We start from the raw sequence: 23,722 nt of genomic DNA on the forward strand, positions 1-23,722 counted from the left end.
GCGGGCGCGGCGGCCCGCGCGGCCGCGGCCGCGGGCGGTTCGCCGACACCCGCCCGGCCGAGGAGCTCGTGCCCCGCTCCGAGGTGGTCGAGATCCTCGAGGGCAAGAACCTGCTCCCGGCCATCTTCTTCGTCTTCAGCCGGGCCGGGTGCGACCAGGCCGTGCGGCAGGTCCTCCGCTCCGGGGTCCGGCTCACCGAGCGGCACGAGCGCGACGAGATCCGCGCGATCGTCGAGGAGCGGTGCCGCACCATCCGCGACGAGGACCTCGCAGTCCTCGGCTACTGGGAGTGGCTCGACGGCCTGCAGCGCGGCGTCGCCGCCCACCACGCGGGCATGCTGCCGGCGTTCAAGGAGGTCGTCGAGGAGCTCTTCCTCCGCAAGCTCGTCCGGGTGGTCTTCGCGACCGAGACGCTCGCCCTCGGCATCAACATGCCGGCGCGCACCGTCGTGCTCGAGAAGCTCGAGAAGTTCAACGGCGAGGCGCGCGTCCCGATCACTCCGGGCGAGTACACGCAGCTGACCGGCCGCGCCGGTCGCCGGGGCATCGACGTCGAGGGGCACTCCGTCATCCAGTGGCGGGCCGGGATGAACCCGCAGGCCGTCGCCTCCCTCGCCTCCCGCCGCACCTACCCGCTCAACTCGAGCTTCCGCCCCAGCTACAACATGGCCTGCAACCTGATCGAGCAGTTCGGCCGCACGCGCACCCGCGAGATCCTCGAGTCGTCGTTCGCGCAGTTCCAGGCCGACCGCTCCGTCGTCGACCTCGCCCGCCGGGTGCGCCAGCAGGAGGAGTCGCTCGCCGGGTACGTGACCGCGATGCAGTGCCACCTCGGCGACTTCGAGCAGTACGCGGCGATCCGCCGCGAGATCGGCGAACTCGAGCGTCGAGGCGCCGTCCGCGGTGAATCCGCTTCGCACGCCGAGCGCGAGAAGCGTCAGGGCCAGCTCAACTCCCTGCGCCGCCGGATGAAGGCCCATCCGTGCCACGCCTGCTCCGATCGCGAGCAGCATGCTCGCTGGGCCGAGCGCTGGTGGAAGCTCCGCCGGGAGACGGACGAGATCGAGCGTCAGATCCGCTCGCGCACCGGCGCCGTCGCGAAGGTCTTCGACCGGATCACCGAGGTGCTCCTCGAGCTGGGCTACTTCCGCCGCGACGAGGCCGGCGAGCTCTCGCTGACGCCGAACGGTCGGACGCTGCGCCGGATCTACGGCGAGCGGGACCTCCTGGTCGCCGAGTGCCTCCGCAAGCAGGCCTGGACCGAGCTCGACCCCGCGGGGCTCGCCGCCATGGCCTGCTGCCTCGTCTTCGAGCCGCGTCGCGAGGAGGGCACGCTCAACGAGAAGTTCCTGCCGCGCGGCGGGTTCCCCGAGGCGCTCGAGAAGACGCAGCTGCTGTGGGCGCGCCTCGACGACGTCGAGCGCGACCACCGGCTGCCCGGCAGCAACCCGATCTCGACGAGTCTCGCGCTCGCGATGAACATGTGGGCCAGGGGGCTGCCGCTGGACGCGGTGCTGCGCGAGGCCGACATGGCCGCGGGCGACTTCGTGCGCTGGGCCAAGCAGACCATCGACCTCCTCGACCAGCTCTCGGTCGTCGCCGACGGCAAGGTGGGCCGTGCCGCCCGCACGGCGCTCGACTCCGTCCGCCGGGGCATCGTCGCCTACTCGACGGTCGCATGATCGCAGCGACTCCCGCGCCCCTCGGGCGCTCGGCACCTCTGTGGCTGGCGCTGATCCTCGCCGGACTCGGGGGAGCGGTCCTCGATCGGGGCTTCCCGGACACCGATCTCTGGCCGCTCGCGATCCTCGGCGCCGCGGCGATCCTGTTCGCTCTGGCCGGCCGGGGCTTCTGGAGCGGGGCCCTCGTCGGCCTCGTCGGCGGCGGCGTGTTCTGGGGCGTGCACATCGAGTGGCTGACGCTCTACCTCGGCCCGGTCCCGTGGCTCGCTCTCGCCGGCCTCCAGGCGATCTTCTTCGCCCTGTCGGCGGGGCTCATGGCGGTGCTGTCGACCCGCGGCCACCGGGTCTGGACCGGTCCCCTCGGACGCATGGTCGGCATCCCCGCCCTGCTGGCCGCTCTCTGGGCGGGACGCGAGACGATCACGAGCGTGTGGCCCTACGGCGGCTTCGCCTGGGGGCGGCTCGCTCTCTCGCAGTCGACGGGTCCGCTCGCCGACCTCGCGGCGTGGGTGGGCTTCACCGGGCTGAGCTTCGTGGTCGCCTTCCTCGCGGCCGTGCTCGCGCAGGCGGTGCGCGAGGTCGGCGTGCCCGCGAGCGCGCGGGTCGCGACGGCAGCCGGCTTCGCGATCGTCGCCCTCGTCTTCCCGGCGTGGCCGGCACCGACCGACGGCACCACGCGGATCGCCGCGATCCAGGGCGACTCCGACGCCGGGCTCTTCTCGGCGAGCTACCGGGGCCAGATCCTGGAGGATCACACCTCCGCCACCCTGCCGGTCCTCGACGAGGACGTCGACATGGTCGTCTGGCCGGAGAACGGGGTCGACATCGACCCCACCAGGAACGCGCAGTCCGCCGCCGTGCTCGACTACCTCAGCCGCACCATGGACGCGCCCTTCATCGTCGGGACCATCACGAATCCTGCCGAGGACGTCTTCTACAACAGCTCGCTCCTCTGGAAGGCGGGGGAGGGGGCGACGCAGGTCTACGACAAGGTGCACCCCGTGCCCTTCGCCGAGTACATGCCCGATCGGGCGTTCTGGCGGATGTTCGCGCCCGACCTCGTCGACCTGGTGAGCCGCGACTACTCGATCGGCACGAAGCCCAACGTCTTCGACATCGACGGGGTCCTGGCGGGGATCGCGATCTGCTTCGACATCTCGGACGACGCCCTGACCAACGCGATGATCGACGGCGACGCCGAGATCATCCTCGCGCAGACCAACAACGCCGACTTCGGCCGCACCGACGAGAGCGTGCAGCAGCTGGCCATCGCCCGGTTGCGGGCGATCGAGACGGGCCGCAGCGTGGTCAACATCTCGACGGTGGGGACGAGCGCCGTCATCGCGCCCGACGGCTCGACGCTCGACTCCCTGACATGGTTCGAGCCGGGTGCCATGGTGGACGAGGTCCCCCTCGCCTCCACCACGACCCCGGCCCTCGTGTGGTCCCGGAACCTCGGCTGGTACTTCCTCGCCGCAGGTCTCGCGGGCCTGGTCTCGTTCGTCCTGCGGACGCGCGATCCCCTGCCCCGGGACGCAGGTCGGCGCTAAGCGCCGATCTTGTGCTCGCCTCGACGGGCACGGAGGTAGGCGAGCCGCTCCTCGAGCAGCTCCTCCAGCTCCGCACGGGTCCGGCGCTCGAGCAGCATGTCCCAGTGGGTGCGGGGAGCCTTCTGCTCTCCGCGATCCACCACGACGGGCTTCGAGTCCACCAGAAGGGTGGCCTCGTGACCGCAGGAGCGGCACTCCCAGGTCTCCGGCGCTTCGGCGTCGGCCGAGAACACCATGTCGGTGTCGTGGCCGCAGTTGGTGCAGTGGTAGGTGTGCGTCGACCGCGGTGAGAAGACGACGCCTTCCTCGCTCTGCAGGCTCTGAGAGCCCAACCTCATTCCGCGCAAGCTTCGATCTGCCATTGTGTGGTCTCCTCTCGCTGTGCTCCGACAAGTGTCGACCGCGTACCTGGAGGTGGTCTTGCGGTCCGGTCCTTTGCCAGAGAACCTTCAGGTCGTCGGAGTAGTTCCGGTCTCCCGGGCGTGGAGGGCGTCGACGGCCGCGCGGGCGAGGTCGGTCCGGTCGGTGACCAGGCCGTCCACTCCGAGGGCGAGGAGCTGCCGCATCCGCTCCGGATCGTTGATGGTCCACAGGTGGATCTCGGCTCCGGAAGCGCGCAGACGGGCGAGGATCGGGGAAGCGGTGACGCGCAGACCGAGGGCGGACTCCGGGACCTGCAGCGCGTCGATCCCTGCGAGGGCGAGGCGGACGAGGAGCGGCGCTCTCAGGTGCGCACCGACGAGGGCCGCGAGGAACCGCGGCGCGGAGGCGGACGTGGCGACTCCGGGGAGCAGCCGGACCGCGGCGGCGCGACGCCGCTCCGAGAAGGAGGTGAGCAGGACGCGATCCGCTGCTGCGGAACGACCGACGGCGTCCACCGTGGGGACGACGGCCTCGCGCGCTTTCACGTCGATGTTGAACCGCGCCTGCGGCAGTCGGTGCAGCGCGTCCTCGAGACTCACCAGGCGCTCTCCTCCCGGCAGGACCACGCGCGCCAGATCCTCCCACCGCTCGTCGGCGATCCGGTGCACGGCGCCGCTGTCGTCGAGGACCTCCGGGTCGTGCACGAGCACCGCGATCCCGTCGACGGTGGCGCGCACGTCCGTCTCGAGCAGATCCGCCCCGGCGGCGATCGCGCGTTCGAAGGACTCGAGCGTGTTGCCGATCCGGTCGGGGCCGAAGCCGCGGTGGGCGATCACGCGCGGCCGCCGTCCCTCCAGGAACGGCGGCCGACGATCGATCACGCGCGTCGCTCTAGAGACCCGGGGCCGGGGGAGCGGCCGCGCTGTCCTGCGGGCGGTCGGCGCGCTGGGCGTTCTGGCCGAACGCGGTGCCGATGCCCTTGAGCGCCTCGGTCAGCTCGCTCGGCACGATCCAGAGCTTGTTCGCGGTGCCGTCGGCGATCTTCGGAAGCGTCTGCAGGTACTGGTAGGCGAGCAGCTCCTTGTCGGGTCGACCCTGGTGGATCGCCTCGAACACCGTCGTGATGGCCTTCGCCTCGCCCTCGGCACGGAGGACGGCGGCCTTGGCGTCACCCTCGGCGGCGAGGATCGCGGCCTGGCGGTGCCCCTCCGCGTTCAGGATCTGCGACTGCTTCGTGCCCTCCGCGGTGAGGATCACGGCGCGGCGGTCGCGCTCTGCGCGCATCTGCTTCTCCATGGAGTCCTGGATGGAGATCGGCGGGTCGATCGCCTTCAGCTCGACGCGTCCGACGCGGATGCCCCACTTGCCGGTGGCCTCGTCGAGCACGATGCGCAGCTGGCCGTTGATGTTGTCCCGGGAGGTCAGCGCCTCCTCGAGGTTCAGCCCGCCGACGACGTTGCGCAGGGTGGTGGTCGTGAGCTGCTCGACCGCACCGAGGTAGTTCGCGATCTCGTAGGTGGCGGCGCGGGCGTCGGTCACCTGGAAGTAGACCACCGTGTCGATGGAGACGACGAGGTTGTCCTCGGTGATCACCGGCTGCGGCGGGAACGAGACGACCTGCTCCCGCAGATCGACGGAGGGGCGGACCCGGTCGATGAACGGGATGACGAGGTTCAGACCGGGGAGCAGGGTGCGGTGGTACTTGCCGAGCCGTTCGACCACGCCGGCTGTCGCCTGCGGGACGATTCGGATCGCTTTGAAGAGGACGACGAGCGCGAGGACGACGATGACCGCGACGATCACCAGTGTCACTGCGGCGGAGGGATTCACGAGCGGCTCCTTTCGGCGGGGACGACGACAGCGGTCGCGCCGTCGATGGCGGTGACGACGACGCGTTCGCCGACACCGAGTGGACGCTCCTCGACGAGGGGGGACAGTCGTGCCGTCCACGTCTCGCCGTTCACGAGCTTCACCTGATCAGGACCGGGGCCGGCGACCACGACACTCCCGCCGAGGCCGAGCAGGGCGTCGGCACCGGTCGGCGCGGGATCGCCTCCACGGGCGAGCAGGCGGAGCAGCGGAGGCCGGACCGTGAGCAGGAGCAGCACGGCGAGGACGGCCGCGACGGGCACCTGCACCCAGAAGGGCGCGCCGAGCAGCCCGGCGACGAGGCCGCCGATGCTTCCGACGGCGAGCATCAGGAAGGTGAACTCGAGGGTGAGCGTCTCGACGACCACGAAGATCAGGATCAGCGCGAGCCAGAGGATCCACGCGTACTGCATCAGAGCGTCCATGCCGGGTGCTCCTTCCCCTCGACGAGCGGTCCCACGCTAACAAGAGCGCCGGAGAACGGGCTGGGAGGGGGAGAGGCCGAGTGAAGGGCCCGTTCGGTAGGATCGCCTGTCGGGGCTCCGGCCCGACATCGTGCCCGCTCCGGTCTTCGCGCCGGCGTCCTGGAGGAACTCCTCGTGCCCAACCCCCTCGCTCCCGGCTCGCTCGACGGCAAGCGCGTCCTCGTCACCGGGTCGTCCCGTGGCATCGGCGCCGACACGGTCCGCTACTTCGCCGAGGCCGGTGCCCGCGTCGTCGTGAACTACCGCTCGAAGGCCCCCCGCGCGAACAAGCTCGTCGACCAGATCGTCGCAGCCGGAGGATCCGCGTTCGCCGTCGGCGCGGACCTCACGGACGAGCAGTCCCGTGCGGAGCTGTTCGCCCGCATCCGCGAGGAGCTCGGCGGTCTCGACGTGCTCGTGCTGAACGCGTCCGGCGGAATGGAGAGCAACATGGGGGAGGACTACGCCATGGTCCTCAACCGCGACTCGCAGGTCGCCGTGCTGGAGGCGGCGCTGCCGCTGCTGGGCGAGGGGTCCCGCGTCGTCTTCGTGACCAGCCACCAGGCCCACTTCATCCGCTCGACGCCGACCATGCCCGAGTACGAGCCCGTCGCCCTGTCCAAGCGCGCCGGCGAGGACGCTCTGCGCGACCGGATCCCCGAGCTCGCGGAGCGCGGGATCGACTTCGTCGTCGTCTCGGGGGACATGATCGAGGGCACGATCACGGCCACCCTTCTGGAGCGCTCGAACCCGGGAGCCATCAGCTCGCGCCGTGAATCGGCGGGGAAGCTCTACAACGTGAGCGAGTTCGCGGCCGAGGTCGCCTCGGCGGCCGTCGACCCGATCCCGACGGAGAACACCCGGCTCGTGGGCGACACCTCGGACTTCATCGGGGCGTGACCGCCGGGCTCATCAGCTGATTCCCAGCTTCGGGGTCCGCGCTGAGTCCTCGGCGGACCACTTCGGCGCTGTCCCGATGGGCCTCGTCGTCGGCACCGCGCGCGATCCCTCGCGTCCTCAACGGGAGCGGACCGCTCGACGGGCGGCGCGCACGCTTCTTCCGTGGATCGCGGCGTCGACCATCGATCCCGCGGTCGGCATCCTGCGTCCCGGCAAGTCCGCGGGAAAGGTGCAGCGTGAGTGACGCTCACCCGCTTCCCCGATATCCGATAATGCACATTATGTCAGTTCGCGGGTCCGTGTCGGCGACGGCGCTTCCTGTTTTTGGACTGTCACAACCGATCTGACCGCGACCGGCGTCGCTTGATCACAGCGACGTAGTGCCCGTGCGGGACGCATCCTCGCCGATTGTTTCGGTCGGCGTTGTTGGTAGGGGTTTTCCGGTGATGAAGTCGGTCTGCGGTTCCCCTCGTTTTGCTCGAGCGATGTTCTCGCTCATGTGAGCGATCCGCGCTTCCCAGTCGCCTCCATCGGACACTCCGCCGGACAGCACCAGATTACGTTCTCGAACAAGATCGTTCGCCGCATCGATGACAGCCGCGTTGTCACCCCAGCAGCGGTCGAGGACCCAGCCGGTCACTTCCTCCATCGCCACCAAATACGGACTCAGAAGCGGGGACACCCGCAGGCGCATCAAGCGGCGGTCGTTCACGCTGGAAGGAATCGGTGTCCAGGGAGGCACCCCATGCTCGCTCATCCCCCCAGTATCGAGACCACCACCGACACGAGTTCATTGAATCCTCTGCATCGACGGTTGCCGACTGTGGCTGCAGGCGTTCGATGGCGCTGAAGCTGACAGCCGTCGAGCCCCAGGCCATCAACGGATCGCGCCCGCGACCCCGCCGTCCAGTGCTCCGACCCCTGCGACAGCGCAGGGCGCGCAGTTGACACGTGATAAGCATCGTGATTCACTCCGTTATCACGTGGTAAGTCGCTGCGCGCAAGATCTGTTTCCGGCACCCCGAGGCCGGATGACGAAGGAGTCATGATGTCGGACAACCCCCTCGCGTTAGGCGCGCCCGGCGCGTCGCCCTCACCGGCCCAGCAGGCTCCCGAAGCGGAGTCGCACCGCCGGGCCGACGCAGTCGGAATCGCTGCTGGACTGGGCGATGGGACAACCTTCCCGATCACCGCTACACCGACAGCAGCCGAGGCCGGCGCTGGGAGTGAGCGCGGTGTCGTCGAAGAGGACGACCGACCTCGAGTGTCCCGGCGGTACATCACGTTCCTGCTCCTGGCGCTCTTCGGCGCGAACCTCGCGTTCGTCACGCCGATCGCCATTTCCCTCGCGATCCAGGTGCAGAACCTCGCGCCGGAGAACGTCGAGTACCTCGGGCTAGTCCTCGGTCTCGCCGCGGGAAGCGGCGTCCTCCTCGCTCCCCTGTTTGGAGTGCTGAGTGACCGCACTCGCTCGCGTCTCGGCCGACGTCGTCCCTGGATGATCATCGGCCTCATCGTCGGTCTTCTCGGCCTCACCGTCCTCGCACTCGCACCGAACATCGTCGTCCTGGCGATCGGCTGGATCATCTCCACGCTCGGATGGGGCCAGGTCATCGGCGGCCTGCAGAACTCCCAGGCGGATCGCCTCCCTGCCTCCCAGCGCGGCAAGGTCGCTGGGCTCACCGGAGTCATCGGGCAGGTCGCGCCCGTGGTCGGTGCGGTCGCCGGCGGAGGACTGGCATCGAACTCCTTCCTCCTCTTCCTCGTTCCTGGTGTCGTCGGCGTCGTGCTCGTGCTGCTGTTCCTGCTCTTCGTCAACGAAGCCGACTCGCGCGGGATGGTCCACGAGGACAGGCTCGACGTGCGCGGGATGCTGGGCAAGTACGTGTTCCAGCCCAAGCGCTACCCCGACTTCTCCTGGAACTTCGTCGGACGCTTCTTCTTCTTCTTCGGCCTCACCCTGAACTCGACCTTCACCGCCTTCTTCATCGGCTCCAAGCTCGGTCTCCCCGTCGATCAGATCGGCGGAACGATCGCACTTCTCGGCCTGCTCGGCATCGTCGGCACCATGGGCGGTGCGATCGGCGGTGGCTTCCTCTCCGACAAGCTGCGGCGCAGACGCCTGTTCGTGATGACCGGCGGCGTGATCTTCAGCGCCGGCGCGGTGATCGTCGCCTTCGCTCCCAGCCTCGAGGTCATCATCATCGGCTCCGTGCTCAGCAACCTCGGCATCGGCGTCTTCTCCGCGGTCGACCAGGCCCTCGTCCTCGACGTCCTCCCCGAACGCAACACCCAGGCTGCTCGGTTCAACGCCCTGAACAGCTTCTCCTTCACGCTCCCCCAGGCGCTCGCCCCCCTCATCGCTCCGGCATTCCTCCTCATCGGTGCTGCAGCGGACGGGGACAAGAACTACACGCCGCTCTACCTCGCCTCCGCTGTATTCACGATCGTCGGAGGACTCGTGGTCCTCGCGAAGGTGAAGGCCGTGCGATGACCTCGAGCACCACCTCCGCCACCCCGCCCAGCGCAGAAAGGCCCCTGATGACCTCGGACCTCCCCTACCGGAACTCCGACCTCCCCACCGCCGAGCGCGTCGAGGATCTCCTCTCCCGCATGACGATCCAGGAGAAAGCGGGGCAACTCACCCAGTACTTCCTCTTCGATGTCGGTGAGCTCCCCGACGACTTCGATATCGACTCTCTACCCGAGGAGCACCAGGTCTTCGTCCGGCAGCCGCGCATCGTCCTGGCCGCAGCGAAGAACGGCGGAGTCGGCTCTCTGCTGTTCATCAAGGACCCCGCCGTGGCCAACCGGTACCAGCGGGAAGTCGTCGAGAACAGCCGGCACGGCATCCCCCTCCTCTTCGGATTCGACGTCATCCACGGCCTGCGCACCGTCCTCCCCGTCCCGATCGCTCTCGCCGCCACCTGGGACCCTGCCATCGTCGAAGCCGGACAGCGCATCGCCGCCCGCGAGGCCCGAGCCTCAGGCATCCACTGGTCCTTCGCGCCCATGATCGACATCGCGCGCGACCCCCGCTGGGGCCGCATCGTCGAAGGAGCCGGAGAGGACCCGCACCTCGGATCGGCCGTCGCCGCAGCCCAGGTCCGCGGCTTCCAGGGCGACCTTGGACCGAGCAGCGTCCTCGCCGGCCCCAAGCATTTCGCCGGCTACGGCGCCGCACGTGGCGGCCGTGATTACGAGGACGCCGAGATCTCGGAGTCCGAGCTGCACAACGTCTACCTCCCGCCCTTCAAGGCAGCCATCGACGCAGGCGCCGCGAACATCATGAGCGCCTACATGGACCTCAACGGAGTCCCCGCCAGCGGAAACCGGCGACTCCTCACGGAGCTGCTCCGCGACGAGCTCGGATTCGACGGCTTCGTCGTCTCCGACGCCAACGCCGTCAAATCGATGGAGACGCAGCACTTCGCCGCCGACCCCACCGACGCCGCCGCCCGCGCCATTCGCGCCGGCAACGACATGGAGATGGCCATGTCCGAGCCCGCGTTCGACAACCTGCCGGCCGCCATCGAACGCGGACTCCTCGACGAGGAGCAGCTCGACACCTCCGTGCGTCGAGTCCTCACCGCGAAGTTCGCACTCGGCCTCTTCGAGAACCCCTACGCCGACGCCGAATCCGCCGAAACGGTCCTCACGGACCCGGCTCACCGGCAGGTTGCCCGCACAGCAGCTGAACGCGCCATTGTCCTGCTCAAGAACGACGGCGCACTCCCCCTCGCCGACGACCGCGGAACGATCGCCGTCATCGGCCGCCTCTCAGACAGCAAGCGAGACACGCTCGGGCCGTGGGTCTTCGGTCACCACACCGAGGACACCGTCACCCTCCTCGAGGGACTGCGATCTCGCGCCGTGGACTCCGCCGCAATCACTTACGCGCCCGGCGTCGGAATCCCTGACCGCCTCTTCCCGTCCCCCTTTGATCGGCAGGACCCCGATCCCGGCGAGAACCCGTGGGCGTCCGTCGACGACGAGCAGGAGCTCACGCGAGCAGTGGAGACCGCCGCGGCAGCCGACGTCGCGATCGTCGTTGTCGGAGAGCGGCAAAACCAGATCGGGGAACTCGCATCCCGATCCACTCTCGACCTTCCCGGCCGCCAGCTCGAAATGGTCCAGCAGATCATCGCCACCGGTACGCCCGTCGTCGTGGTCGTCATGTCGGGTCGTCCGCTCGACCTCCGTTGGATCGACGCACACGCCGCAGCGGTCCTGCAGGTCTGGTACCCGGGCACCCAGGGTGGAGACGCCGTCGCCGCCGCTGTCTTCGGCGACGTGTCACCCGCGGGGCGTCTCCCCTTCAGCTGGCCGCGTCACGTCGGCCAGGTGCCGATGATCTACTCCCACAACCGCACCTTCTCCCCCGAGAACAGCGGAACCCGGTACTGGGACGAGGAATCCACGCCGCTCTACCCGTTCGGGTTCGGTCTGAGCTACGCGACCTTCGAATACTCCAACCTACGAGTTGAGAAGACGAGTCGGTCCGCCGACGAGTTCGTCACGGTCTCCGTTGACGTCGCGAACACCTCCGATCGTGACGGTGACGACGTGGTGCAGCTTTACCTGCACCAGCGCTACGGCACCTCCTCTCGCCCGGTCCGTGAGCTGAAAGGCTTCGAGCGCGTGCATGTCGCCCGCGGAGACGTCCGCACGGTCCGCTTCGAGCTCGGACCCGACCAGCTTCGCTACTGGAGCGCAGCCACCGGCTCGTGGGTGCAAGACGACACGGTTTTCGACGTGTGGGTGGGCGGAGCCTCGACCGCGACGCTGACAACGACGTTCGAGTCATCGCTGTAGAAGTAGGCGAAGAGCAGTGGGCGGCACTCCGTGAAGGAGTGCCGCCCACTGCTCTTCGCCCTTCTCCCACCTGCTGGTGTTTGTGCGCGACCGACTCACCCGTCGGCTACTGCACCGACCAGCCGCCGTCTGAGGCGAGGACGACGCCGTTGACGTTCGCGGAGTCGTCGCTGAGCAGCCAGGTGATCGACGCGGCCATCGTGTCGGCCTCGACCACCGGCGGGATGAGGGTGAAGAACGGCGCGAGGCGCTTGCGCGCGAAGTCGCTCGACATCGTCCCTTCGATCCCCGTGGCGGTGGGGCCGGGAGCGACAGCGTTGGTACGGATACCGGAGGGACCGTAGAGGAAAGCCGAGCTCTTCGTGATGCCCACGACCGCGTGCTTGGACGCTGTGTAGGCGGTGCCGGCCGCGTTACCGCGCAGCGACGCCTCCGACGCCACGTTCACGATCGCCCCGCGACCGGCCTCGAGCATCGCCGGCAGCACCGCGCGGCTGAGCGCGAACGTGCCGTCGACGTTCACTGAGAACACGCGACTCCAGAGGGCGTCCTCCGTCTCGTGTAGCGGCGTCATGCCGTCCATGATTCCGGCGATGTTCGCCAGCGCATCGATCTGCGCGCCGGCCGCGGCGACGATCGACGCGACCCCCTCAGCCGACGTGATGTCGGCGGCGACGGCGACGACGGAGCCTTCCGGGGAGGCGGCAGCGAGGGCTTCGATGCCGGTCGGTACGACATCGACGGCGATCACTCGTCCGCCCTCGCGGAGGATGCGGCGGGCCGTTGCACGTCCGATGCCGGATCCTGCGCCCGTGACGATCACGGTCTTCCCGGTGAAGCGCCCGACTGCGCTCTCCGGCGCGTCGTCGGTCTCCTCCCGCGGGATCACCCCGCCGTTCGCCTGCTCCACCATGGCGTTCACGAGTTCCTGCGGGAAAGCGTCACCGCCCATCTCGACCATGGCGCGCAGGCTCAGGTGCCGAGCGGGCTGCAACGACTCCTCGGAGTGGCCGGCGTGGGTGAGCAGTTCCCGCAGGATGCGGCCGCCGACCGGGTCGTCGAGCCACTGCTGCAGCGTGTTCTTCGAGGTGAGGGTCATCTCTGTTCTCCAGAAAGGGTGTCTCTGTTCTCCAGAAAGGGTGTCGTGGTGATTGTGGAAGATCCCCGCAGTCATAAACCTCGCCTGGAAGGTCCGGTGAGACTGCGGTCGACGGTGTGGTGTGCGGATGAGTGTCAGGCCGAGCGGGATGTTGAGGACTCGAGCAGCCGTGCTACCCAGGAGTCCCGGGCGGCGGCCGCCAGCTCTGCAAGTGGTGTTCCGTGCATCAGTGCTTCCCAGCCGTGGGTCATGCCGGGCCAGACGTGCAGCTCCGCGTCGCCGCCGTCGCGCCACAGTGATGACGCGTAACTCACCACCTCGTCGCGGAACACCTCCGCGCTGCCGACGTCGAGGTAGGTGGGCGGGAGGCCGGTAAGGTCCGTCGCCCGGGCAGGGGCGGCGTAGGCGGAGACATCGTCGGTTCCGCGACGGCCGCCCAGGAGGGATTTCCAGCCGACGGAGTTGCTGCCGCGATCCCACAGCCCGATCCCGTCGAATTGGCGGGTGGAGACTGTGGCGTCGCGGTCGTCGATCATCGGGCACAGCAGAAGCTGACCCAGGAGAACCGGTCCGCGTCGGTCTCGGGCGAGGAGCGCCACTCCTGCGGCAAGGCCTCCGCCGGCGCTGGCGCCCGCGATCAGGATCCGGCCCTGATCGATTCCAATGTCGTCTGCGTTCGCTGCGATCCACAGCAGCGCGGCATAGCAGTCCTCGACCGGAGTCGGGTCGGGATGTTCCGGCGCGAGCCTGTACTCGACGGTGGCGACGACGGCGTCGTGCTCGAGCACCCATCCGGCGACGAGGGAGATGCCGGTCATCCGGTCTCCCATCACCATCCCGCCGCCGTGGATGTGCAGGATGCCGGGTCCTGCGCCGGCATGGTTCTTGCGCCGGAGCACCGTGAGGGCGAGCTGCGTGCCGTCTGCGCTCGGGAGGGTGTATTCGCGCTGCTCGAGATCCAGGGCGCTGATGTCTTCGGGCACGCTGTATCCGCGCATCGTCGGGATCGACTCGGAAGTGAGTGGCGCGAAGATCGGAAGATCCGCGAGAGCGTTCAGTCCGGCTTGAACCCGCGGGTCGAACGGTGGCCGCGGGATCGAGCGGGCGTTGCTGTCCTCAGTGACGTGCATGGCTCCTCTTTACTGATGGGGTGTGCGGAAGTGGGGCGCTTACGCGCGCATGCTGGTTCCACCGTCGACGCTGAGGATCTGCCCGGTCGTCCATTCGGAGAGGTCCGACATGAGGAAGGCGACGGTGGCGCCGATGTCGTCCGGTTCGCCGAGACGGTGCGACGGAGTACCGCCGAGGATCTGCTCACGGAACTCTTCCGGGAGGTTGTTCTTGGTCTGCTCGGTGAGGACCATGCCGGGCGCGATGCCGTTCGAGCGGATGCCCTGCTTGCCATAGGCGCGAGAGACGTGACGGGTGAGGGCGCCGATTCCAGCCTTGGTGACGGAGTAGGCGACTTTGTCGGCCATGCCGGCGTAGACCGCTCCGGAGAGGGTGTTCACGACGGAGCCGCCGCCGCCCGCGATCATGTGCGGCAGTGCCGCGCGGAGGGTTCGCAGGTAGCCGGTGAGGTTGATGTCCAGGCTGCGGTTCCACGCCTCCAACTCGATGTCGATGACGGTGGTGTCGCGTGCGACTTCGTCGGGGGCGATGTTCGCGGCGACGTTGAAGAGTCCGTCGATGCGGCCGTATTCGCTGATCGCGAGGTCGATGAGTGCTGCGACGTCGGCGTCGTCCGCGATGTCCACCCGCAGGGCGTTCCCGCGGCCGCCGGCGGTCGTTGCGGCTTCCACGGCGCGTTCCGCGGCGCGGACGTCGATGTCGCCGATGACGACGGTGGCGCCGCTCGCGCCGAGGTAGCGCGCTGCGCTGGTGGCGATGCCGCCGGCTCCGGCGAAGACGATGACCTTGTCGGTGAGGCCTTCCATGGCTGACTCCTACTTCTCGTGGTGCGGGCGACGGGTGGTCGTCCGGATGCAGAACGGGGTGACGCGGTTCACGATGCGTCCAAGTGCGCGCCGCCGGTGCGGGCGACCTCTCCCAGCCACGCCAGGCTGGGCTTGGGGGTTCGGGTGAAGGTGGTGCGGTCGACGGCGATGAGGCCGAAGGTGGGTTCCCAGTGGCCCCACTCGAAGTTGTCCAGCGCGGTCCAGTGCAGGTACCCGCGCACGTCGATGCCGTCATCGATGGCGGCGAAGAGGTGCTGCAGCGCCTCGGTCGTGTAGGCGATGCGTCGCGTGTCGTCGTCGGTGGCGATGCCGTTCTCCGTGATGAGGATCGGCACTCCCCCGGTGATGTCCCACGCGTGGCGGACCGCGATGCCGAGCGCGTCGGGACGGTACGCGGTGCCGACGAGGGTGTTGTCCGGGTGCGGCGGGTGCGGGACGAGCCCGTCCTCGTTGACCTCCTGCGTGGAGTAGGCCTGGACGCCGAGGAAGTCGTCCCCGCGGGAGGCCTCGAGGAACACGTCCTCCCGGGCGTACCGTTCCGAGCGGAGTCGTTCCTCGGAGGCGGGGTCGGCGGCGGAAAGTGCGAGGCCTGCGATGGTCCAGCCGACCTTGGCGTTCGTGCGTTCTCGCACGATTGCGCGGGCGGCGTGGTGCGCGTCGATAAGGCGTCGGGTGCCCTCGGGAAGCGGAAGCGGGAGCGTGAATCCGCCTTCGGGCTGAACGGTGGGTGTGTCCATCGCCGGGATGGAATCGCTGTTGATGGAGCCGGCCATCAGCATCATGAACGCGAACATGTTCGGTTCGTTGATGGTGCAGACCCACTCGACGCCGTCGAGGATGTCGCAGACCCGCGAGATGTAGGCGGCGAAGCGTTCCAGGGCGGTGTCACCCAGCCATCCGCCTTCCTCGATGAACCAGCGGGGGCTGGAGAAGTGGTGCAGGGTGACGATGGGGGTCAGCCCGAGGTGGAGAGCGGTATCGATCATCCGGCGGTAGTGCGCGAGCTCGGCGAGGGAGAACTGGCCCGGGAGGGGTTCCACGCGCGCCCATTCGACGCCGAAGCGGTAGGCGGTGAGTCCAGCTTCTGCGAGCAGTCGCATGTCCTCTTCGTAGCGGTGGTAGCTGTCGACGGCGTCGCCACTGGGCGCGAACATCGGCAAGCGCTGTTCGTAGACCCACCAGTCGCTGTTGTCGTTGTTTCCTTCGATCTGGTGGGGGGCGCTCGATGCTCCCCAGAGGAACGAGTCGGGCTGTGTGGTCATCGGAAGTCCTTCGTCGGGGTGGCAGTTGTGAGGAGCGGTGCGTCAGCGTGAGACGTGGCCGCCGGGACGGTGCTGGTGGGCGCGATGCTCGTACCGGTCCCGCGGCGAAGCGGCGGCGGCGCAGGAGACGGAGCCGGTCGGGACGTTCTCGAGCCTGGGTACAGAGCGGCGGGCGCTCAGCCCTGGGGGGCGGTCGTGTAGGTGAACGACTGGAGCAGCGTCTGGCCGATGAGTGGCTCTACGCCAATGACTCGTCCGGTGAAGCCGCCCGCGACCTCGGTGGAGAGGTAGCGGCCGTCGAATTCGCCGAAGACGTGCTCGCCGGTCGAGTCGGACGCGGCGAGCTCGATGAGGTCGGGTTCCATTGAGACACCGTGAGGAAGGACCTGGGGCGGCTTCGCGCTGATGCGCAGAGCAGGCGTATCGCCTGCCGCGGGTGTCCAGCGGCCGACGAGGTGCTCGAACGGGCCGATGGTGACCGTGGCGGTGACGATTTCCCCGTCGTAGAGCAGCCCGTACCAGTGCCGGTCGTCCAGGCGCAGCGAGAACCGGGCGGTGCCGTCCTCGACCCAGAGGCGGGTGGTCGCGGTCCACACGTCGTCGGTGGTGCGGGTGCACAGCAGTGCACGGCCCTGGTCCGGGTCGGCCTCGAGGAGGAGACCTCCGTCTTCGGTGGGGCGGCTGAAGGAGGAGGGGAAGCGTCCGACTCCGAGCCAGCGCTGATCGAGCACTTCGCTGTCGAACCGATCCTCGAACGAGCGGTCGATGGCGGGGACGGTGAAGCGGTCCTCGTCGAAGACGGGCCATCCGTTCACCCAGTCGATGCCCGCGAGGAAGGTTTCGCGGCCGTTGACGTGGAAGCCCGGGGTCTGGCCGCGAGGGCGGACTCCGAGGTGCACGGCGGCCCAGCTTCCGTCGGGAAGCTCCACGAGGTCGGCGTGACCGACGTTCTGCACGGGGTGGGGCAGGCTGCGATGGCTGAGGATCGGGTTCACGGGGGCCGGCTCGTACGGGCCGTCGATGGTTTGGGCTCGGGCGATGGTGACCGTGTGTCCGCGTTCTGTGCCTCCCTCGGCGAGCAGGAGGTACCACCAGTCGTCTTTGCGGTAGAGGTGCGGGCCTTCGGGGAAGGAGAGACCGCTTCCTTCCCAGAGCTGGCGAGGCGGGGCGAGGAGGGTGCCGGTGCTCGTGTCCACGGGAGCGGATTGGATGCCGGGGTTCTCGGAGTCGAGGGAGCACCAGGTGACGTGGGCGGTCCCGTCCTCGTCCCAGACGATGTCGGGGTCGATTCCGATCGCTTCGGGGATGTGGACCGGCTCGGACCAGGGGCCGGCTGGGTCTTCTGCGTGGAGGAGGAAGTGGCCGCGCCCGAGAGGGATGTCGTTGACGTTGGTGCCGATGAGCCAGAACTGGCCGTCGTGGTGGCGGAGGGTGGGGGCGAAGATGCCGGCGCTTCCGTAGCCGCGATGCTCGGCGATCTGCTCGGGTCGGGTGAGTGCGTTGCCGATCTGGGTCCAGGTGGTGAGGTCGGTGCTGCGATGCACCGGGATGCCGGGGAGGTATTCGAAGCTGGAGGTCGCGAGGTAGTAGGTGTCGTCGACGCGGCAGATGGTCGGGTCGGGGAAGAATCCGGGGATGATCGGATCGGTGGTCATGACTGCTCCTTTGTGCCGAGCACTGCAGTGCCGGCGTGCTCGGGCGGGAGGTCGGTGAGCGCCTCCACGGTGATGGTCGCGCTGCCGTGCTGATCAGAGGCGACGCTGAGGGTGATGAGGCCGGGTTCACCGGTTCCGCGGAGGATGGCGAGGGCTCGGCCGCGGTAGGTGCTGTGCTCGTCGTCGACGAAGCTCTCGCGTGTGGACGGGGCCGCGCTGGCCAGGCTGATCAGCGAGGCCGGTCCTGTGACGGTGACGCGGACGCGATCTTCAGCGACGGTGTCGACGGTGCCGTCGTGGTCGGCGAGCTCGATCCACGCGAAGCACAGGTCGTCGGCTCCGGTGATCTGCGTCGACTCGGGCCGGAGGGTGAGCTGGGGTGCTGCGGCGGAGCGGAGTGTGCTGCGTCCGATCTCCGCGCCGTTCCGGTAGGCGATCGCGGTCAGCTCGCCCGGCTCGTACGGTGTGCTGAATTTTGTGAGGAACCCGGTCTTGGCACCGCTGCGGCGCCGACCGAGGGATCGGCCGTTCAGCTGCAGCTCGACCGTGTCGCCCGCGGAGTACACCTCGATCTCTGCTCTTCCGGTCAGGTCGCCCCAGGACCAGGAGGACACGGCGTCGGTGAAGAGCCATGGTGTCTTGTTGGGGCGTTGACCGGTGCGGTCGAGGGGGCGGACGGCGATGCCGGGGCGATCGGTGATCCCCCAGACCGCTTGGATCAGGTGGACGGGCGCTCCGGGTTGTCCGGTGATGTCGAAGACTCCGCAGCCGGCGAGGATGCCGGGGTGCGGTTTGGCGATGCCTCCGGGGTCGGAGCCGTAGCTCCAGTAGCCCAGTCCGACCTCGCCGAGGTAGTCCCATCCGGTCCAGCTGAAGTCGCCGATCATTCCGGGGATCGAGGTGACGCGCTTCCAGATCGCAGGGAGGTCGCCGACCATGGATTCGGTGCCGAGGATGACCCGGTCGGGGGTGCGTCGACGGGCGCCCTTGTACCCGGCGTAGCCGTAGTTGTAGCCGGCGATGTCGACGACGTCGAATACGTCCCGGGTCGCCCGGTCGGCGGCGGGGAGCATGGAGGCGAGGACCATCAGGCGCCCCATCTTCGCGGTCAGCTGATTAGCGACCGTGCTGGTCGCGGGTGAGCGTTCCGGAGGCCCGCCCTCACTGGCGTCTTTGGCTTTCGCTGCCATCATCGCCAGCAGCGGGTTGACGGCGATGGTCGTCGGCCGAGTCGGGTCGAGCTGCTGGAAGCGCCGGTGGATTTCCTGCGCGGTCTTCACACCTGCCGGGGTCGCCGATTCGGCGATCTCGTTGCCGATGGAGTACAGGATGACGCAGGGCCGATTGCGGTCTTCCGCGATCATCGCGGCGACGTCATCGGGCCACTCCTCGTAAAAGCGCGGCGACTCGTCGTGCGGTGTCTTCTTGCGGAACCAGATGTCACTGAGCTCGTCCATGACGTAGAGCCCGATCTCGTCGCAGGCGTCGAGGAACGCCCGGGAGAGAGGGTTGTGGGCGCTTCGGATCGCGTTGAACCCGGCGTCCTTCAGCAGCCGTGCTCGACGTGTCTCGGCGGCGTCGAAGGTCGCGGCTCCGAGTGGGCCGTTGTCGTGATGGACGGCGGTTCCGCGCAGCAGCACCCGCTGTCCGTTGATGCGGAGCCCGTGCTGCGCGTCGACCTCGATCGTCCGCAGTCCCGTGCGGACGGTGCGTTCGTCCTCGATTCCGCCATCGAGTGCGATCAGGCGAGTGCGCACCGTGTACAGGTGCGGATGCTCGGCGGACCACGGTCGGGCCGAAGGCACGTGCAGTTCCAGATCGACGCTCGCGCCCTCGACCGGGTGCGAGGTGCGGGCGAGGATCCGACCGTCGTCCTCGAGCTCTACCTCGACCGAGGCGAGATCGACGTGATCCCCCTGAATGGCGATGTGGACATCGACGACGGCGGCGGAGGGGGCTGTTGCTCCGATGCTTCGCGTGTGGACTCGGACGCCGTCCGACGCGATCCGGGTCACAGCGACGCTGGTCAGCCAGACGGGTCGGTAGATGCCCGATCCCGTGTACCAGCGGCTGTTGGGTGTCTTGGAGTTGTCGACGCTCACCTCGATGAGCACCTGCTCGTCGGGGGTCAGGTCCTTCAGGGGAAGGGTGAACTTCCGGTAGGGGCTGTTGTTGCGGCCGATCTCGGTGCCGTTGACGGACACGATGGCGGCGCCGTAGACGCCTTCGAAGCTGAGCGAGTACTCGAGCGCGTCCGCGTCGCTGGGGACGCTCCAGGTCTTCCGGTAGAGGTAGGTGCCGCCGGGGAAGAACCCGCCGTGGTTTCCGGTGCCGCCGGTCTCGGTGCGGGGCTCCGCGATCATCGCGTCGTGAGGGAGGCGGACAGGGGCGCCGGTGGTGTCCCCGCTGCGGTGGAAGGTCCAGCCGTCGGTGAAGAGGGTGGTGGTCATGGTGCTGCTCCAGGTCGAGGGTCAGGCGTGATCGCGGTGTCGACCTAGCGGACGCCCTTGACCTTCCACTGGACGATGACACCGGCGACGATCGTGAATCCTGCGGCGACGAGGAAGAGGAGGCCGTAGTTCTTCTCGTCGCCGCTCACGCCGATGAGGATGAGAGGTGCGGCGAGCAGGGGGGCCATGGCCTGCGCGATCGAGGTCGAGTAGCCGTTGATGCCGAGGAAGCGTCCGGCGTTGGTGTCCCTCTCGGGCAGCACGTTGAGCACAAGCGCTTGGTCGACGGAGGAGAAGACGCCTAGCGCGAGTCCGGTGAGGCACGAGCCGGTGAGGAGGATCGCGAGATCGCTGCCGCCCAGGGCCAGGATGACGGCGCCGATCGTGTAGACGATGCCCGAGCCCAGCACGAAGATCCTGCGGCGCTTGAGCTTGTCGGAGAGGAAGCCTCCCAGAAGAGCTCCGGCGCCGGTGACGACGATGCTGACCAGCGACAGGCCGACGATGATGCCGCCGATGTCGGCGACCTGCCCTCCCGCGCTGAGTCGGGACGCGAAGAACAGGGAGGTGAACGTCGAGGAGAACGTGACGCCCGTCATGAACAGCAGGCGGGCGAGCCAGTTCCAGGCGAAGTCCGGGTAGCGGCGTGGATTGAAGACGAGGCTGCCGAACACCTTGCCCACGGTGAGGTGGTCCTCGAAGACGGCGTCTCGCGTGTCGCGCTCGCGGATGAAGACGACCCAGGCGAGAAGCGCCAGCAGTCCGACGGCGCCCGGGACGAGGAAGACGAGGAAGTTGTTGCCGATGAAGGCGCTGGCGATCCCGACGCCGGCGACCGGAGCGACCATCTGGACGAACCCGGTCAGCCCGGCGACGCGGCCGTACTGCGACTCGGGCAGACGGTCCGCCTGGGACTGGATCAGCGAGTTCATGCTGCTGCTCCACCCGGCGGAGGTGATGGTCCATCCGATGAGCAGGACCGGGATGCTCGGCGCCTGCGCGATGATCACCAGTCCGACGAAGCCGAGGAGAGCTGACCCGATCGCGAAGGGGCGACGGCGTCCGAAGCGGGATCGGGTGCGGTCGCTCCAGATGCCCACGAGGGGACCGGTGATGGTCGTCACGATCGCTGCGATGCCGATGACGTAGCCGAGCACTTCGACGTTCGATGGGGCGAGCTCCTGAATGCGGAGAGAGAGGGAGAGCCCGATCGGCGCGACCAGAGCGACGTACGCGCCGAACATCGCGAGAAGCAGGAATGAGATGTACTTCCGCGGAACGGGAGTCCGGATAGTGCCGGTGGGCGTGCTCTCGGCCTGCGTGTCCGCGGCGAGAGCCTGCTGGGCCGGCGAGGTCGACGCGCCTGGTGCGGCCGACGCGAGGGGGTTGTCCGACATCATGACTCCTTCGTCATCCGGCTCGGGCGCCGGAACAGATCTCCGAGGTGGCGTTTACCACGTGATAACGGAGTGAAGCACGATGTTTATCACGTGTCAACAGCACGATGTTGTGGTTAGACTCGCCACCAACGACGGGAGCATCGATGGCTGTGACGAGTGCGGACGTAGCGCGACGCGCTGGTCTCTCGCGAGCAACGGTGAGTCAGGTCCTGAACGGCTACACCGACCGTTTCGCGGCCGACACGACGGAACGGGTGCTCCGCGCCGCCAAAGAACTCGACTACGAGCCCTCCGCCGTCGGCCGAATGCTCCGGACGGGCTCCAGCAACTTCGTCATCGCGCTCATCCCCAACACGACCTTCGGCGGCAATCTCCAGGACATCTTTGACACCGTCACCGCCCTCCTGGCGGATCACGGACTGAGCCTCGTCCTGCACCTCTCCACGCAGTCCCCCGGCGCACTCGATCGGATCCTGAGCGGCATCCGACCGCGCGCCGTCCTCTCCCTCCAGCCCTTCACCCCCGACGAGCGCCGCATCCTCGCAGAAAGGAAAGTCCCGGCCTTCGATCCAACGATCGATGGCGACACGAACTATGACATCGGACTGCTACAGGCCGAGTACCTCATCGGTCGGGGCTACCAGAGGCTCGCTTTCGCGCATCTGCACGATCAACGCTCCGACCCCTACGGCTCCGGGCGCGAGAGAGCAGTCACCGACGCGTGCGCCGCAGCCGGCCTACCCGCGCCCGAGAGCCTCGGAGTCGCCATCGATCAGCCGTCCGCGGACGCCGCTCTCGCAACGCTTCAACCCGGAACCGGCGTGATCTGCTACAACGACGACGTCGCCATCGCGTTGATGACCGCAGCTGCACGACGGGGATGGCGGGTGCCCGACGAGGTCGGACTCATCGGCATGGACGACACTCCCCTGGCTCAAGTGATGAATCCCCGCCTGACGACCGTGGGATACAGCCTCGCCGCAGCCGCTCACCAGACCACGGAAACAGCCCTGCTCGCGATCGGCCAGGAAGTCACCGCGTCGCCCATGGACATCGGCCTGCGCATCGTCCACGGCGACTCCTGCTGATCCGCCCACTCCACTAGCCGACCAGTCCGAACCGCCGCGTAGTGCGGCAGAGATCTTTGGCGCACCATTTTGCGCACTCGAGGTGCGGCCCCGATCCGGGGACCCACCGCAGTTCGACGTGCCTTCACGTCCTCGGCTTCACCGGGGACCGACCATCACCAAGGAAAGAGAGAACACATGGGAAAGCTCGACGGCAAGACGGTCATCCTCACCGGAGCCTCCTCCGGTCTCGGTAAGCAGCAAGCGATCCGCATCGCCGAAGAAGGAGCGAACCTCGCGATCTGCGCCCGCACCCAGAGCAAGCTCGACGAAACCCGCGCGCTCTGCGAGCAGGCCGGCGCCACCGTCCTCGCCATGCCGGTCGACATCACCGATTACGACGCCCTCGTCGGCTTCGTCGACGCGACCGCCGAGACGTTCGGCACGATCAACGCTCTCGTGAACAACGCGCACACCGTCACCACCCCCGCTCCGTTCCTCGAGAAGACGATCGAGGACCTCGACATCGAGATGCGCAGCTCGGTCTACGCCTACTGGCACCTGATGAAGCTCTGCTTCCCGCACATGAAGGACCACGAAGGCGCGGGCGCCTCCATCATCAACTTCGCCTCCGAGGTCGGCATCACCGGAGAAGCCCTCTACGCGCCCTACGCCGCGTCCAAAGAGGCAGTCCGCGCACTCTCGCGCGTGGTCGCCCGCGAATGGGGCGCACACAACATCCGGGTCAACACCATCTGCCCCAACGGTCTCACCGACAACATCGCCCAGGGCATCGACTGGATGCCCACCGAAACCCGCGAGCACATCGAACGGCTCTTCGTCGCCAACCCCTTCGGACGCCCCGGCGACCCCTACTCCGACGTCGCCCCCGTCACCGTGTTCCTCGCCTCCGATGACAGCCGCTGGCTGACCGGGCAGAACCTCAACGCCGCAGGCGGAGGACTCATCACCGCGTAGCGAATCCGATGGTGCGCCCAGACCACCTCGGCAGTTCGCCCCCGCGACGAACGTCGACGAAGGAGCGGTCGAGGTGGCCTGGGCGTACGTACTCTCCTCGCTGTTACCGCCGTGGAAACTCGATGCCAGATGCCCGTTGATGGAGCAGAGGTGACGGGGCCAGGTGAAATTGATGGGTCTAGAAGATGCGTCCGACGACTAATTATTGAT

Annotated in this window: 20 protein-coding genes; 8 read left to right on the top strand and 12 right to left on the bottom strand. The window is 68.2% G+C overall.

Going from position 1 to position 23,722, the window contains the following annotated elements; all coding sequences use genetic code 11:
* Both NB037_RS06290 and lnt read left to right on the top strand, forming a co-directional pair.
* Positions 1–1,682 (top strand): DEAD/DEAH box helicase (locus tag NB037_RS06290; RefSeq protein WP_251944445.1); only part of this gene is annotated, 1,682 nt, incomplete at its 5' end.
* Complete coding sequence (gene lnt, locus NB037_RS06295) at positions 1,679–3,232, top strand: apolipoprotein N-acyltransferase (protein WP_251944447.1); 1,554 nt, start codon at positions 1,679–1,681, stop codon at positions 3,230–3,232. The genes NB037_RS06290 and lnt, both read left to right, overlap by 4 nt.
* On the opposite strand, the gene NB037_RS06300 is transcribed toward lnt, so the two are convergent.
* From NB037_RS06300 to NB037_RS06315, 4 genes are all read right to left on the bottom strand, one after another.
* On the bottom strand, positions 3,229–3,594 hold the full coding sequence (locus NB037_RS06300) for an RNA polymerase-binding protein RbpA (protein ID WP_207402556.1): 366 nt from the start codon (positions 3,592–3,594) through the stop codon (positions 3,229–3,231). The genes lnt and NB037_RS06300 overlap by 4 nt on opposite strands.
* Positions 3,595–3,681: 87 nt before the next feature.
* A complete protein-coding gene (locus NB037_RS06305) occupies positions 3,682–4,476 on the bottom strand; it encodes a glycerophosphodiester phosphodiesterase family protein (RefSeq protein WP_251944449.1) in 795 nt (264 codons plus the stop codon).
* A gap of 10 nt (positions 4,477–4,486) precedes the next feature.
* Positions 4,487–5,401 carry an SPFH domain-containing protein gene (locus tag NB037_RS06310; RefSeq protein ID WP_279308658.1) on the bottom strand — a complete coding sequence of 305 codons (915 nt, stop codon included), beginning with the start codon at positions 5,399–5,401 and terminating at the stop codon, positions 4,487–4,489.
* 20 nt (positions 5,402–5,421) lie between these two features.
* Entirely contained in the window at positions 5,422–5,889 is a 468-nt protein-coding gene (locus NB037_RS06315) for an NfeD family protein (RefSeq protein WP_251944451.1), read from the bottom strand.
* Positions 5,890–6,063: 174 nt separating this feature from the next.
* On the opposite strand from NB037_RS06315, the gene NB037_RS06320 reads away from it, so the two are divergent.
* Together NB037_RS06320 and NB037_RS06325 are read left to right on the top strand one after the other, a co-directional pair.
* Complete coding sequence (locus NB037_RS06320) at positions 6,064–6,828, top strand: SDR family oxidoreductase (RefSeq protein WP_251944452.1); 765 nt, start codon at positions 6,064–6,066, stop codon at positions 6,826–6,828.
* A gap of 76 nt (positions 6,829–6,904) precedes the next feature.
* Positions 6,905–7,072, top strand: coding sequence for a hypothetical protein (locus tag NB037_RS06325; protein WP_251944453.1), 168 nt, complete (start codon positions 6,905–6,907; stop codon positions 7,070–7,072).
* A gap of 123 nt (positions 7,073–7,195) precedes the next feature.
* On the opposite strand, the gene NB037_RS06330 is transcribed toward NB037_RS06325, so the two are convergent.
* Entirely contained in the window at positions 7,196–7,585 is a 390-nt protein-coding gene (locus NB037_RS06330; RefSeq protein ID WP_251944454.1) for a hypothetical protein, read from the bottom strand.
* Positions 7,586–8,092: 507 nt separating this feature from the next.
* Between NB037_RS06330 and NB037_RS06335 the strand changes: the two genes are divergently transcribed.
* On the top strand, positions 8,093–9,322 hold the full coding sequence (locus tag NB037_RS06335) for an MFS transporter (RefSeq protein ID WP_251944455.1): 1,230 nt from the start codon (positions 8,093–8,095) through the stop codon (positions 9,320–9,322).
* Complete coding sequence (locus NB037_RS06340) at positions 9,319–11,643, top strand: glycoside hydrolase family 3 N-terminal domain-containing protein (protein ID WP_251944456.1); 2,325 nt, start codon at positions 9,319–9,321, stop codon at positions 11,641–11,643. Before NB037_RS06335 ends, NB037_RS06340 begins: the two co-directional genes overlap by 4 nt.
* 106 nt (positions 11,644–11,749) lie before the next feature.
* On the opposite strand, the gene NB037_RS06345 is transcribed toward NB037_RS06340, so the two are convergent.
* The 7 genes from NB037_RS06345 to NB037_RS06375 all read right to left on the bottom strand — a co-directional run bounded on the left by NB037_RS06345 (position 11,750) and on the right by NB037_RS06375 (position 21,464).
* On the bottom strand, positions 11,750–12,742 hold the full coding sequence (locus NB037_RS06345; RefSeq protein ID WP_251944457.1) for an SDR family NAD(P)-dependent oxidoreductase: 993 nt from the start codon (positions 12,740–12,742) through the stop codon (positions 11,750–11,752).
* A 134-nt stretch (positions 12,743–12,876) separates the two neighbouring features.
* On the bottom strand, positions 12,877–13,872 hold the full coding sequence (locus NB037_RS06350) for an alpha/beta hydrolase (RefSeq protein WP_251944458.1): 996 nt from the start codon (positions 13,870–13,872) through the stop codon (positions 12,877–12,879).
* 39 nt (positions 13,873–13,911) lie between these two features.
* Positions 13,912–14,679: an SDR family NAD(P)-dependent oxidoreductase gene (locus NB037_RS06355; RefSeq protein ID WP_251944459.1), complete on the bottom strand. Its 768-nt coding sequence runs from the start codon at positions 14,677–14,679 to the stop codon at positions 13,912–13,914.
* A gap of 68 nt (positions 14,680–14,747) precedes the next feature.
* The gene (locus tag NB037_RS06360) at positions 14,748–15,962 is read right to left on the bottom strand and encodes a family 1 glycosylhydrolase (protein ID WP_123733284.1); all 1,215 of its coding nucleotides are present in this window, start codon (positions 15,960–15,962) and stop codon (positions 14,748–14,750) included.
* A 176-nt stretch (positions 15,963–16,138) separates the two neighbouring features.
* The gene (locus NB037_RS06365) at positions 16,139–17,617 is read right to left on the bottom strand and encodes a glycoside hydrolase family 43 protein (RefSeq protein ID WP_251944460.1); all 1,479 of its coding nucleotides are present in this window, start codon (positions 17,615–17,617) and stop codon (positions 16,139–16,141) included.
* Positions 17,614–20,067: a glycoside hydrolase family 2 TIM barrel-domain containing protein gene (locus tag NB037_RS06370; RefSeq protein WP_251944461.1), complete on the bottom strand. Its 2,454-nt coding sequence runs from the start codon at positions 20,065–20,067 to the stop codon at positions 17,614–17,616. Before NB037_RS06370 ends, NB037_RS06365 begins: the two co-directional genes overlap by 4 nt.
* 44 nt (positions 20,068–20,111) lie before the next feature.
* Positions 20,112–21,464 carry an MFS transporter gene (locus tag NB037_RS06375; protein ID WP_251944462.1) on the bottom strand — a complete coding sequence of 451 codons (1,353 nt, stop codon included), beginning with the start codon at positions 21,462–21,464 and terminating at the stop codon, positions 20,112–20,114.
* 146 nt (positions 21,465–21,610) lie between these two features.
* Here NB037_RS06375 and NB037_RS06380 point away from each other — a divergent pair, with 146 nt between their 5' ends.
* Together NB037_RS06380 and NB037_RS06385 are read left to right on the top strand one after the other, a co-directional pair.
* Positions 21,611–22,555: a LacI family DNA-binding transcriptional regulator gene (locus NB037_RS06380; RefSeq protein WP_279308655.1), complete on the top strand. Its 945-nt coding sequence runs from the start codon at positions 21,611–21,613 to the stop codon at positions 22,553–22,555.
* A gap of 177 nt (positions 22,556–22,732) precedes the next feature.
* Entirely contained in the window at positions 22,733–23,512 is a 780-nt protein-coding gene (locus NB037_RS06385; protein WP_251944464.1) for an SDR family NAD(P)-dependent oxidoreductase, read from the top strand.
* The last annotated feature ends 210 nt before the right edge of the window (positions 23,513–23,722 follow it).

Source organism: Rathayibacter rubneri (genome assembly GCF_023743255.1).
Lineage (GTDB): Bacteria > Actinomycetota > Actinomycetes > Actinomycetales > Microbacteriaceae > Rathayibacter > Rathayibacter rubneri.